The organism is Nonomuraea sp. NPDC003709 (assembly GCF_040610775.1).
Classification (GTDB): Bacteria; Actinomycetota; Actinomycetes; order Streptosporangiales; family Streptosporangiaceae; genus Nonomuraea; species Nonomuraea angiospora_A.
Genome location: NZ_JBEXMW010000001.1, coordinates 553,081 through 565,513, shown reverse-complemented (window position 1 = coordinate 565,513; position 12,433 = coordinate 553,081). Strand labels below are relative to the sequence as shown.

Below are 12,433 nucleotides of genomic sequence, written 5' to 3'. Positions count from 1 at the left end.
TCAGGTCCGGAACGGGAAGCCGTACGCGTGCACCGCCACGTTCTCGCGACCCTCGACGTCACCCGCTTCGCGAGCGGCATTCCCGTGCGCCCGCCACTTCCCGACGACCTCGTTGATCTCGTCGCCCAACCGGCGCAGCTCCTCAGCGGTCAGCGGGAGCAGGAACTCGGAGCTGTAGGCCGCGTTGCGCCACTCGCCGGGCCAGGCCGACTGGGTGTCGAGGAAGCTCTCGTACATCTCGTTCTGCTGGCGGGCGTGCATCCGCGACACCGCGGCGTGGACGGCGGCGCGCTCCGGCGCGTCGCGGAAGTCCTCGTCCCGGGTGCTGATGCCGGCGTCGGCCGACTGCCACCAGCGCTCGCGCGCGTCGCCGCCGCGCGCCTGCGCCTCCTCGATGAGGCCGTGCGTGGCCAGCTTGCGCAGGTGGTAGCTGACCAGCGAGACGGCCTCGTCGACCTGGTCGGCGAGCTGGGAGGCGGTCGCGGCGCCCGTCACCCTGAGCGCGCGGTAGAGCTTCATGCGCAGCGGATGCCCCAACGCCTTGAGCGTGTCGAGGTCCTTGATCCGACGATTCTCCTCGGTGGCCATGGAACCACCATAGAAGCGAAAGAAAATTTGCGCAAATAAATTTTTGTATCAAGGGGTAGGGTGAGGGGCATGGCGACGTTCGCACTGATCCACGGGGGCGGCGGGTCCGCGTGGGACTGGCATCTGCTGGAGCCCGAGCTGCGCGACCGCGGGCACGACACCGTGGCGGTGAGCCTGCCGGTCGAGGACGAGTCCGCCGGCCTGCTCGACCACGCCGACGCGGTGGTGGAGGCGGTCGAGGGCCGGCGCGACCTGGTCGTCGTGGCGCACTCGTGGGGCGGCTTCGTCGGGCCGCTCGTCTGCGCCCGCACGCCGGCCGACCTCCTGGTGCTGGTCACGGCCATGATCCCGGCCCCCGGCGAGCCGCCGTCCGACTGGTGGGGCAACACGGGGTTCGGCTCGAAGGACATGTCCGACCCGATCGGCCTGTTCCTGCACGACGTGCCCGGAGACGTGGCCGAAGAGCTGCTGACCAGGTCGCGGGACCACGCGGACAAGGCCATGGGAGAGCCGTGGCCGCTCGACGCGTGGCCCGACGTGCCGACGAGATTCCTGCTGTGCCGGGACGACCGGTTCTTCACGCCCGATTTCATGCGCGGGGTCGTACGCGACCGGCTCGGCATCACGCCCGACGAGATCGACGGCAGCCACGCCCCCATGCTGGCCCGGCCGAAGGAGCTGGCCGACCGCCTGGAGGGCTACCTCACCGGCAGGTCATAGACGCGGCGCACGCTGCTGCCGAGCCGGGCCACGTTCGCCCCGTACACGTGGATCGACAGCCCCACCTCGTCGCTGGTGTTGCGGACCTTGTGGATGTCGCCGGGCGGCGCGAACCCGCTCACCTCGCCGGGCCGGTTGTCGACCCGCCCGATCTCGACCAGATGATCGCCCATGTCGCGGTAGAGGGTCTCGTGCTCGATCCCGCTGACGATGCCGAACGCGCACCATGACACGTGGTCGTGGATCTGCGTCTCCTGGCCGGGACGCCACACGACGCTCACGATGGAGAAGTCCTCCTCGCAGTGGAGCGGGCGGGACACGTAGCCGTCGGGCGAGCCCTCGCGTTCGCGCGGTGTGAGGATGTCGAGCCCGGGAAGCCGGCCGCGCAGCAGGTCCGCGACGGCGAACGCGGTCTCGGCGCGACCGAGCCGCCGCGCCACGATCTCGGAGATCCCGGTCACGAGCGCGTCCAGGCCGGGCCGCGCGGCGGTGGTGGCGGCCATATTCATGGTGTCCCCCTAGGGAAAGCAGACAATCATCCTTCCCCTTCTACGGTGCTACACCGCAACCGATAGGTCCAACAGAAGTTATCTGGCCCATTCATAGATATGATCGATGAATGCTGGATGTCGTGCGCCTTCGCGTTCTCGTCGCGGTCGCCCGTAAGGGCTCGCTGACCGCCGCCGCCAAGGAGCTCCACTACTCGCAGCCCTCGGTCAGCCACCACCTGGCCCGGCTGGAGGCGGAGACCGGGGCCCGGCTCCTCCAGCGCGTCGGGCGCGGCGTCAGGCTCACGGAGGCGGGCCGGCTGCTCGCCGAGCGGGCCGCCGAGATCATCGGCCGTCTCGACGCCACCGCCGACGAGCTCGCCGCGCACGTGGGGCTGCGTTCGGGGCGCGTACGGCTGGCCGCGTTCCCCTCGGCGCTGGGCACGTTCATCCCGAAGGCCGCGGGGCTGCTGTCGGCCGCTCATCCAGGGCTGCGCCTGCAGCTCACCGAGATCGAGCCGCCGGAGGCGCTCAGGCTGCTGCGGTCCGGGCGGGTGGACGTGGCCGTGATCTTCCGGTACGACGACACCGCGCCCGAGGACGACGACATCCGCATGATCCACCTCCTCGACGACCCCAGCTACCTGGTGGCCAGGGGTCCGGCGGGCGGACTGGCCGACCACGCGGGCTCGGCCTGGATCGCGGGATGCGACCGGTGCAGGAGCCATTTGCTGGACATCTGCGAGAAGGCGGGATTCACCCCGCAGATCTCGTTCACCAGCGACGACATCGTGGCCGTGCAGGCCCTGGTGGCGGCGGGGCTGGGCCTGACCATGCTGCCGGGGCTGGCGCTGCGGGCCCACCGCAACCCGGACGTGCAGGTGGCCGAGGTGCCCGGCTCGACCCGGCACGTGTACGCCGCCGTCTACGGCGAGCCGCCCCACCCACCGGCCACGGAGGCGCTGCTGGCGGCGCTGCGGGAAAGTCTTTTGACGCCGCCTCTACGATGACCCCATGCCGGAAATTTCGACTCTCGCGCTCTTCTGTGTGTTCACTCTGGGCCTGCTCGTGGTCCCCGGACCGGCGGTCCTCTACATCGTCACCCGGAGCGTCACCCAGGGCCGCGCCGCGGGCGTGATCTCGGTGCTCGGCGTGCACACGGGCTCGCTCGTCCACATCGCGGCGGCGGCGCTGGGCATCAGCGCGCTGCTGGCGGCCTCGGCCACGGCGTTCACCATTGTGAAGTACGTGGGCGTGGCCTACCTGCTCTGGCTCGGCGTACGCAAGCTGATGCAGCGCGAAGAGGGCGAGCAGGTGCTGGAGCTGCGGGTGCAGTCGAAGCGGCGGCTGTTCTGGGAGGGCTTCGTGGTGAACGTCCTCAACCCCAAGACGGCCCTCTTCTTCCTGACGTTCCTGCCGCAGCTCACCGACCCGGAAGCAGGGCCCGTCGGCCCGCAGATCCTGGTGTTCGGGGCGCTGTGGCTGGTGCTGGGGATCGCATCTGACGGCGCGTACGCAATGCTCTCGTCGGCATTGGCGGGCCGGCTGCGCGGGTCCGCCCGTGCGCGCCGCCGCCTGAACGTGGGCAGCGGGCTGGTCTACCTTGGGCTGGCGGCCTGGCTCACAACCGAGAAGGCCTGACAAGCCAGGAAATTTCTGGCTCATAGTGCGATAGTGAGATCAGATCAGGGGGACGGCACGTCGGGACGTAGCTAAGAGGCGGACCTCATGGACACGCCACCGCACCGCCTCGGGCTCGAACGGGTCGTCGAGGTCTACTCGGGTCACGACGACCTCGTCGGCGTGACCGGCTCCGGCTATGCGATCGGCGCCGATCTGGTGCTGACCTCCGGCCTGGTGGTGGCCCACGGCCTGCCGTGCCAGGTACGCGCGGCCGATTCGGGCCACTGGGCCGAGGCCGAGCAGGTATGGCGCGGGCGGGCGGGCGCGGTGCTCCTGCGGGTCGCCGGAGCCCCCTGGGCCGGCGTCCCCGGCATCGAACACGTCCGCTGGGCCAGGGTCGCCGCCTCCTCCGGCGCGGCAACGGGCTTCAGGGTGCGCTGCGTGGCCAGAGGGTTCCCGTGGCTGGGGCGGCGGGCCGGGATCCGGGACGCGGAGACCGTGACGGGCCTGGTCGACGCCCCCACCGGCGCGGTGTCGAAGGTCCTGGCGGTCAGCGTGCTGAGCCCCGGGCCCGAGTCGCCGCCCGGTGCGCTCACGCGAGGCCTGGCGGGCGCGGTCCTGCTCGCCGAGCCGGCCGGGCAGATCATCGGCGTGGTCGCCGCCGGCCCGTCCGGGACCGCACCGCACGAGCTGGACGCGCTGCCCGCGACCGCGTTGCTGGGCGACGAACGGTTCTGCGAGCTGGCGGGCGTGGCGCCCGGCCGGATGGAGACCGTGGCGGAGGACGACCCCTCGGTGATCCTCGCCGACCTCCTGACCCCCGCCCGCGAGAGGCTGCCCCAGGACTGCTCGGACTGGACGCTGCTGATGGCGCGGCACGCGGTGGTGCCGTTCCTGGGGAGGGACGAGCAGCTGGCGGACCTGCGTTCGTGGGCCGCCGAACCGGCCGCCCTGTCGATCGCGGTGCTGACCGGCCGGAGCGGCACGGGCAAGACGAGGCTGGCGGGCGAGCTCTGCGCGGAGCTGGCCGAGGCCGGATGGGACACCGGATTCCTGCCGCTGGACTCCGCCGGCGGCCCGCTGACCGGCCGGGCCCTGGAGGCGTTACGCCCGACCCTGCTCGTGGTAGACCATCCTGACCCGTCCCCGCCCCTGGTGGGCGAGCTGGTGCGGCGCCTGGCCAAGCACGGGCGCAACCCCCGCGTACGGCTCCTGCTGCTGGCCCGCGAGCTCGGCGAGGCGGACTGGTGGCGGCGGCTCGACACGGCGGCCGGCGGCTGGCTGAGACGGCTCACCTCCACGACGGTCCAGCTCAACGCCCACCCGCTCACCCTGGCGGAGCGCACGGACCACGCGCTCGCCGCCATGAAGGCCTTCGCCCCCAGCCGGGCCGCGCTGCCCGCCCCGCCACGCCTCGACGACCCGGAGTACGGCCTCCCGCTCCACGTCCACCTGGCGGCCCTGCTCCGGCTGTACGACGACGAGCACCCCACGCCCTCCCGCGACGGCGAACCGCCCGCGCACGCACGCGACCGCGACGCCGACCTGCGCACGCAGCCGATGCGGCCGCACGGAGACGGCCTGCTCCACCGGTTCCTGGCGCGGGAGAGCGACCAGTGGGCGCGGGTGTGGCCCGCCGAGCACGAACGCGTGGACGACGTGACGGCACGCCAGGCCGTGGCGGTGCTCACGCTCACCGCGCCGGCGCCTGCCGAGCTGCCGGGCCTGCTGACGGCCGTACCCGGACTGCGTGGCGGGACCGGGCTCCACGGGCACACCACGAACGCGGCCCGCTGGCTGGGGACCGTCTTCCCGAGCGGCGAGCTGGGCCCCGACCTGGTCGCCGAGGAGCTCCTGGCCGAGACGGAGGGCCTGGACGAGCTCGTGCTCGCCCTCCACGATCACGAGGGCCGCACGGTCCACCACCTCGTCCACCTGCTGCACGTTCTGCGGCTGTCCGCCGACCGGGCGCGGGTCGGGTCGGCGCTGCGCTCCCTGGTCGGGGCCAGGATCGGCGCGATGGTCACCGAGGCCGCCGCGAACCCCGCCACCCGGCTCGGGGACCTGCTCAACGCCGCCCTCACGCTGTTCCCCGCCGACCGGGAGCTCGCCGAGGCCGCGTCCGGCCTGCTGGAGAGCGGGCGGGGCGCGGCGCTGGGGCTGCGGGCGTTGCACGTCACCCTCGGCGAGCTGGCCGTACGGCACCGCCGGGCGGGCGGCGAGCGGATCGCGCAGGCCGCGGGGTTGACCTGGCTGTCCGGGCGGCTGGTGGCCGTCGGGCGGGTCGGCGAGGCGGTCGTGGCGGCGGCGGAGGCCGTCGAGATCTACGCGGCCGCTCCCCCGTACGAGGCGGCGGCCGGCCGGGCGGAGGCGCTGTTCAGCCTGGGGGCGTGCCTGCTGCTGGCGGGCGAGGCCGGCTCGGCGCTCAAGCCCGCGCAGGAGGCGGCGGCCAGGTTCCGCATCCTGGCCGAGGAGGACCCTGGGTACGCGGCGGAGGCGGCGCGGGCGCACCACAATGTCGCGTGCGCGCTGCTGGAGCTCGGGCGGCTGGACGAGGCCGTGGCGGCGTTCGAGGCGGCGGGCGGCGACGCCGGCACCGCAGCCCACCTGGCGGCGCTCGCCTCCGCACCCCCGCGGTCGGGGCCGTCCGTCACCTCATGGCCGGGGCCCGAACCGACCACGCGACCACGCGTGCGCCCCCACTCGACCTTTTCGCCTTCGCCGGATCCTGGGGCCGCGTTCCGGCCGGACGACACGCCGCCGATGAGGTTGCTCGCCGCCCCGGCCCTCACGCCACCTCCCGGAGCGCTCCCCGTCCCGACCGTCGCGCCGCCTCACGGCGCGCTCCCCGTCGCGGCCGTGGGGCCGCCTAAGGGGACGGCCGAGCCGGTGCCGGTGCCCGGGCCGCTGGTGCCGTTCGAGGAGGCGGACGGCGGCGCGCTGCCCGAGCTGGCCGCCTGCCTCGCCGTCGCCATCACCGCGGCCGTCAAGAGCGTGGCCCCCACGAACACGGATCTGGCCCACCACCTCCGTCTCCTGGCCGCCTGGCTCGAAGGGCGGGGCAGGCCGGCCGACGCGGTCGTCCCCGCTTCGGAGGCCGTCGTACGGCTGCGCGGCCTCGCCGCCCAGGAGCCCGGCCTGCGGTCCATGCTCGCCGACGCCGTCGGGCTGCTGGCCGCGCTCCATGCCCGGCTGGACGACCTGGACGCCGCCGTTCGGTCCGCCGCCGAAGCCGTACGCAACCTGCGTGCCCTGGTCACCCTGGAGCCCGACGAGCACGGTCATGCCTTGACCGGGCAGCTGCTGGAGCTGGGCGAGCTGCTGCTGGTCGACGACCGGCCCGAGGCGGCGCTGGGGCCGTTGCAGGAGGCCATGAGCGTGGCGGCCGACCGGCGCCCGGCCACGGAGGCGCGGGCCAGGCGGCTGCTCGGCCTGTGCCTGGACGAGCTCGGGCGGCCCGCCGACGGCCGGGCGCAGCTGGAGCTCGCCGCCGAACTGTACGACGGGCTGAGCCCCGAGGACCTGACGGCCGAGAACGGCTTCCCCGCGCGGCACGCGTCCGAGGCACGGACGCGAGCACGACGACCGGAGCCGGCGGCGGGCCGCGTGGGTGGGCGGCCGTGGCAGCCGGAACCGGAGGCCGACCGCATGGGTGGCCGGCCGTGGCTGCCGGAACCGGCCGCCGTTCGCGTGGGTGGGCGGCCGTGGCTGCTGGAGCTGGTCACCTCGCGGCCGGAGGAGGCCGTGGTCAGCGCGGAGCGGCGGCTGGTGGAGTGCCGGCAGGCCGCCGAGGCGGGCGGCACGCCGGAGATCCACGCCTACATCTCCGCGCAGGCCGTGCTCGCCCGGGCCTGGACGGACGTGGGGCGGGCCGGGGACGGGCTCGTGCTCGCGACGCAGGCCGCCGAGCTGCTGAGCCGCCACCCCGTACCAGACGCGCCGCAGCGCGAGCCCGGCCCGGAGCGGCCGCACGCGATCGCCGTGGGGATGGTGGCGGCGGCGCTCGGCAGGGCACTCGTGAGCCTGGGACGGACCGAGGAGGCCAGGCCGCACCTGCGCACCGCCGTCGAGTCCTACGAGCCGATGGCCGAGACGAGCGTCGTGTTCCGCACGGAGCTGGCCGAGCTGCTGATCCTGGAGACGGCCGCGCTACCCCGGGCCGGCGCGGAGGCTGCCGCCGACCGGCTCGTCGAGCTCTACGACGGGCTCGTCTCGGAAGGGCTCGCGGCCGCCTCCGCCCTCGCCGGGGCGCTGTGCCTGCAGGGCGGCGCCCGCCTCGCCGGGCAGGACGTCGAAGGCGCACTCCGGTCGGCCACCCGGGCCCTCGATGTCATGACGCCGGCGGACGACCGGGTGCTCGCCGCCGCCTGCCTGGAGCTCGCCGGCCTGTGCCTGGCCGAGCTGCACGATCCCGGCGCGGCCGGGCCGAAGCTGGCCGAGGGCGTCGAGCTGATGGCCGACCCGCCGCCGGAGCTCGCCGGCGTGCACCTGCCGGCCCTCGCGCGGCTGGCCAGGATGCGGGTCGAGGAGGAAGGACCGGCCGCGGGCAGCGCCCTCTACCGCCGGATGCTCGACACGCGGCCGCTTCCCGGGACGGATGTGCTCGGAACGCTCATCGAGGAGGTCTCCGGCTTCCCGGGCGACCCGTCCGAGCTGCTTGCGTCGCTCGCGTCCTTCACGGACGCGCTGGAGCGGGAGGTGCCGCTGAGCGGCGGTGGCGGCGCCGAGGTGCACGACCGGTACGGGCGCTTCCTGACGCGGCTCGGCGCAGCCGCGAAGAAAGGCACAGCGCAGAAAGGCACAGGGCAGGAAGGCACGGCGCAGGAAGACGCGGCGGTGCTGTGCGCGGAGCTGGCCGTCCGGGTCTATCGAGGGCTGGCCGCCTTCTCCGGCGACCACCGCGGACGGCTCGGCCTGGCGCTGGCCTCGCTCGCCCGGCACGGCCAGGCCGATCCCGCCGTCCTGGAGCAGGCCGTCCACCTCCTCGCCGGGCAGCCGGGCGACGTGCTGGCGGACGTCCTCAACCGCTACGCCGTCCTGCTGCTCGAACAGGGCCGCCCCGTGGAGGCGCTGGCGCACTGCGAGCGGGCCGCCGACCTCTGCGACGAGCTGGACGACCCGGCCCTGGCCGGCGTCACGTACGCCCGGCTCGGCGCCGCCCTGGCCATGCTCGAACGCCCCCAGGCCGCCCTGGAGGCGATCACCTGGTCCCTGGCCGAGCTGGACCGGGCCCCGGAAGCCGGGCCGGAGCTGCGTCGCGTCCGGGCTCAGGCGATCCAGGTGCGCGGGCGGGCGCTGCGGGCCGCCGGCAGGGAGCAGGAGGCGCTGGCGCACCTCATGGAGGCGTTGCGGCTCTACACGGACCTGTCGGAGCAGCGGGAGGCCGCCGAGACCGCCGCGGTGATCGCCGACGACCTGCTGACCGCCGGGCGGCCGGAGGAGGCCGCCGAGTACGCCGGGATCGCCGCCGCCGGACAGCCGCCGGGCACGCTCAAGCACACCCTGGCTACCCAGCGGCTCGTACGGTGCCACATGATGCGCGGCGAGCTCGCCGAGGCCAACGCCCTCGTCGAGGAGCTGATCCCGCGGGCCCGGCGGTCGCCGGACGATCTCACGTACCGGGCCGTCCTCGCCGACTCCCTGGCGCAGAGCTCCGAGCTGCTGCCCCTGCTCGGGCTGGACGAGGGGACCGAGGCCGAGGCCAGGGCCCGGGAGGCCATCGGCATCTACGACGAGCTGCTGACCACCGGCGTGAACGCGCAGGCCCTGCACACCAGCCGGGCGGGCGCCTGCCTCACGATGGCGTCCGCGCTCAGGATGCGGGGCCTGGCCGCCGAGGCGATCCAGCCGCTGCGGGAGGCGGTGGCGGCGCTGGAGCGGTTCGGCCCGGGAAGCACCGTGGAGCAGCGCTCCGGCCAGGGGAACCCGACGCAGCGCGAGCTGCTCTCAAGGGCGATGCTCATGCTGGGCGACGCCCTCATGGAGGCGGGCCGGGCGCTGGAGGCGGGGCTCGTCTTCCACCGCGCCACGCAGGTGACCCGGGACGAGCTGTCCAGGGCCGTGGCGCACGCCCGGCTCGGCCTGTGCCAGCAGGAGCTGGGCAGGGACGACGCCGCCGACGCCGCGCTGCGCGTCTCAGCGGGGCTGCTGCGGGACCTGACGGCCCACGACGGCGTCCCCGACCTGCTCCGCGACGTGCTGCGGGGCAGGCTGACGCTGCTGGAGAAGACGGGCAGGCGCGACGAGACGGCGGCGATCGAGGAGGAACTGCAGCGGCTCTAGGCGTCGTTGGCCTGGACCGTCTCGCGGGCCCACCGGTAGTCGGCCTTCCCGGCCGGCGAGCGCACCATCTCCTCCACGAACGCATACGTACGAGGCACCTTGTACCCCGACAGCAGCGTCCTGCAGTGCGCGTCCAGCTCCTCGGCCGTGACCTCCACACCCGGCCGCGGCTCCACCACGGCCGCGACCCTGTTCCCCCACCGCTCGTCCGGCACCCCGGTCACCACCGCGTCGAACACCGACGGATGCCCCTTGAGCACCGCCTCGACCTCCTCGGGGAACACCTTCTCCCCGCCGGTGTTGATGCACTGCGAGCCGCGGCCGAACACGTTCACGGTCCCGTCGGTGTCCACGGTCGCCAGGTCGCCGGTCAGCAGCCAGCGGGTGCCGTCCGCGTCGGTGACGAACGTGCGGGCCGTCTTGTCGGGGTCGTTGTAGTAGCCGAACGCCACCCGCCCGGCCCTGGCGACGGTCCCGAGCTGCCCGGAGCCGGGCTCGACGGGCCGGTGCCGCTCGTCGAGTACGGCCAGCTTGACCACGGAGTTCGGCTGGTAGCGCAGGCCCTTCTCCGGCGAGGACCCGGCCACGCCGGACGCGGTGAAGCCGGACTCGGTGGAGCCGAAGTTGTCCAGGATCCCGATGTTCGGGAGTGCCTTCTGGAGCCGGTCGCGTACCGCGCCCGACAGGATCGCCCCGGTCGAGCTGACCACGAACAGCGACGAGACGTCGTAACCGCCCTTCTCCAGCGCCTCGGCCAGGGGCCTGGCCATGGCGTCGCCGGTGATGTTCATGGTGAACACGCGCTCGCGCTCGACCGCCCGCCACACGTCCTCGGCGTCGAACTTGCGCACGTACACCATGGTCGCGCCCATCCACCAGGCGATGAACGTGGCCATCTGCGCGGCCCCGTGCATCAGCGGCGGCGCGGCCATCATGACCATCGGCCCGGCCTTGACGGCCTCGTCGATCACCTCGCGCGGGGTGGCGCGCGGCTCGCCGTACGGGTTGCCGCCGCCGAAGGCCATGAACAGGTCCTCGACGCGCCACATCGCCCCCTTGGGCATGCCCGTGGTGCCGCCGGTGTAGATGATGTAGACGTCGTTGCCCGAGCGCGCCGGGAAACCGCGCTCCGGCCGGCCGCGCTCCAGAGCGGTCTCGTACGGCACCGCCGCGCCGATCGCCGACGGCCCGCCCACCGAGATCAGGTGCTCCAGCAGCGGCGCCCGGTCCGCCACGGCGGCCACCCGTGCGTCGAACTCCACGTCGTAGACCAGCGCCCGGATGTCGGCGTCGCGATAGAGGTAGAGCAGCTCGGACTCGACGTAGCGGTAGTTGACGTTGATCGGCACGGCCCGGATCTTCAGCGCGGCCAGCAGGCCCGCCACGTACTCGATGCCGTTGTAGAGGTGGAGGCCGACGTGCTCGCCGGGCTGGACGCCCAGGTCCATGAGGTAGTGGGCGAGCCGGTTCGACTCGGCCTCCAGCTCGGCGTAGGTGCGCCGGTCCGGGCCGCAGATGACGGCGGTCCTGTCCCCGATCGCGTCCGCGAGCCCTTCGAACAGGTCAGCGTGGTTGAACTCCATCAGGGTCTCTCCCGTCCGACGATCCACATCGCGAAGAACTGGGCTCCCCCGCCATAGGCGTGGCCGAGCGCCGTGCGGGCGCCGTCCACCTGGTGCTCGCCCGCCATCCCGCGCACCTGCAGCGCGGCCTCGGCGAACCTGATCAGTCCCGACGCCCCGATCGGGTTGCTCGACAGCACCCCGCCCGAGGCGTTCCACGGGGTGTCACCGTCGAGCGCCGTCGCGCCCGACTCGGTGAGCTTCCACCCCTCCCCGTCCGCCGCGAACCCCAGGTTCTCCAGCCACATCGGCTCGTACCAGGAGAACGGCACGTACGTCTCGGCCACGTCGATCTGCCGCCGCGGGTCGGTGATGCCGGCCTGGCGGTAGACGTCGGCCGCGCAGTCCTTGCCCGCCTGCGGGCTGACCGTGTCGCGCCCGGCGCGGAAGATCGGCTCGGAGCGCATGGCGGTGCCGTGCACCCAGGCCGGGGTGCCGGTGACCTTCGACTCTGACGACAGCACCATCGCGCAGGCGCCGTCGCTGGACGGGCAGGTCTCCAGGTAGCGGATCGGCTCCCACAACATCGGCGTGGACTCGACCATCTTCTGGTCGATGCCGGGGATCTTGAGGTGCGCGTACGGGTTCTTGAGCGCGTTGAGCCGGTCCTTGACCGCCACCAGCGTCCCGATGTGATCGGGCGCGCCCGATCTGCGCATGTACTCGCGGATGTGCGGCGCGAAGTAGCCGCCCGCCCCCACGACCAGCGACGCGTTGAACGGCAGGTGCGTGGACAGCGCCCAGGTGGCGTTCGACTCCGACTGCTTCTCGAAGGCCACCACCAGCACCCGGTCGTGCACGCCGCCCTGGATGAGGCTGGCGCCGACCAGCGCCGTGGAGCCGCCCACGCTGCCCGCCGTGTGCACCCGCATCATCGGCTTGCCCGCCGCGCCGAGGGCGTCCGCCAGGTACGACTCCGGCATCATCACGCCCTCGAACAGGTCCGGCGCCTTGCCGATGACCACGGCGTCGATGTCCTTGAACGACAGCCTGGCGTCCTCCAGCGCCCGCAGCGCCGCCTCGCGCACCAGCCCGGCGATCGACACGTCCCTGCGCTTGGTCGTGTAGTGCGTCTGCCCGACGCCGATGACCGCACAGCGGTTGCCCATG

At 73.7% G+C, this 12,433-nt stretch carries 8 protein-coding genes; 4 read left to right on the top strand and 4 right to left on the bottom strand.

The window, feature by feature from the left end:
- The gene (locus tag ABZX61_RS02655; RefSeq protein ID WP_355190927.1) at positions 1 to 588 is read right to left on the bottom strand and encodes a helix-turn-helix domain-containing protein; all 588 of its coding nucleotides are present in this window, start codon (positions 586 to 588) and stop codon (positions 1 to 3) included.
- Positions 589 to 657: 69 nt separating this feature from the next.
- Between ABZX61_RS02655 and ABZX61_RS02650 the strand changes: the two genes are divergently transcribed.
- A complete protein-coding gene (locus ABZX61_RS02650) occupies positions 658 to 1,308 on the top strand; it encodes an alpha/beta hydrolase (RefSeq protein WP_355190925.1) in 651 nt (216 codons plus the stop codon).
- Here the strand turns inward: ABZX61_RS02650 and ABZX61_RS02645 are convergent.
- Positions 1,287 to 1,817, bottom strand: coding sequence for a cysteine dioxygenase family protein (locus ABZX61_RS02645; protein WP_355190923.1), 531 nt, complete (start codon positions 1,815 to 1,817; stop codon positions 1,287 to 1,289). The genes ABZX61_RS02650 and ABZX61_RS02645 overlap by 22 nt on opposite strands.
- 110 nt (positions 1,818 to 1,927) lie before the next feature.
- Between ABZX61_RS02645 and ABZX61_RS02640 the strand changes: the two genes are divergently transcribed.
- From ABZX61_RS02640 to ABZX61_RS02630, 3 genes are all read left to right on the top strand, one after another.
- Positions 1,928 to 2,806: a LysR family transcriptional regulator gene (locus tag ABZX61_RS02640; protein ID WP_355190921.1), complete on the top strand. Its 879-nt coding sequence runs from the start codon at positions 1,928 to 1,930 to the stop codon at positions 2,804 to 2,806.
- Positions 2,807 to 2,810: 4 nt separating this feature from the next.
- Positions 2,811 to 3,437 carry a LysE family translocator gene (locus ABZX61_RS02635; protein ID WP_355190920.1) on the top strand — a complete coding sequence of 209 codons (627 nt, stop codon included), beginning with the start codon at positions 2,811 to 2,813 and terminating at the stop codon, positions 3,435 to 3,437.
- An 87-nt stretch (positions 3,438 to 3,524) separates the two neighbouring features.
- The gene (locus ABZX61_RS02630; protein WP_355190918.1) at positions 3,525 to 9,701 is read left to right on the top strand and encodes a tetratricopeptide repeat protein; all 6,177 of its coding nucleotides are present in this window, start codon (positions 3,525 to 3,527) and stop codon (positions 9,699 to 9,701) included.
- Here the strand turns inward: ABZX61_RS02630 and ABZX61_RS02625 are convergent.
- Both ABZX61_RS02625 and ABZX61_RS02620 read right to left on the bottom strand, forming a co-directional pair.
- Entirely contained in the window at positions 9,698 to 11,284 is a 1,587-nt protein-coding gene (locus ABZX61_RS02625; RefSeq protein WP_355190916.1) for an acyl-CoA synthetase, read from the bottom strand. The genes ABZX61_RS02630 and ABZX61_RS02625 overlap by 4 nt on opposite strands.
- Positions 11,284 to 12,432 carry a thiolase domain-containing protein gene (locus ABZX61_RS02620; protein WP_355190914.1) on the bottom strand — a complete coding sequence of 383 codons (1,149 nt, stop codon included), beginning with the start codon at positions 12,430 to 12,432 and terminating at the stop codon, positions 11,284 to 11,286. Before ABZX61_RS02620 ends, ABZX61_RS02625 begins: the two co-directional genes overlap by 1 nt.
- Position 12,433 lies beyond the last annotated feature (1 nt).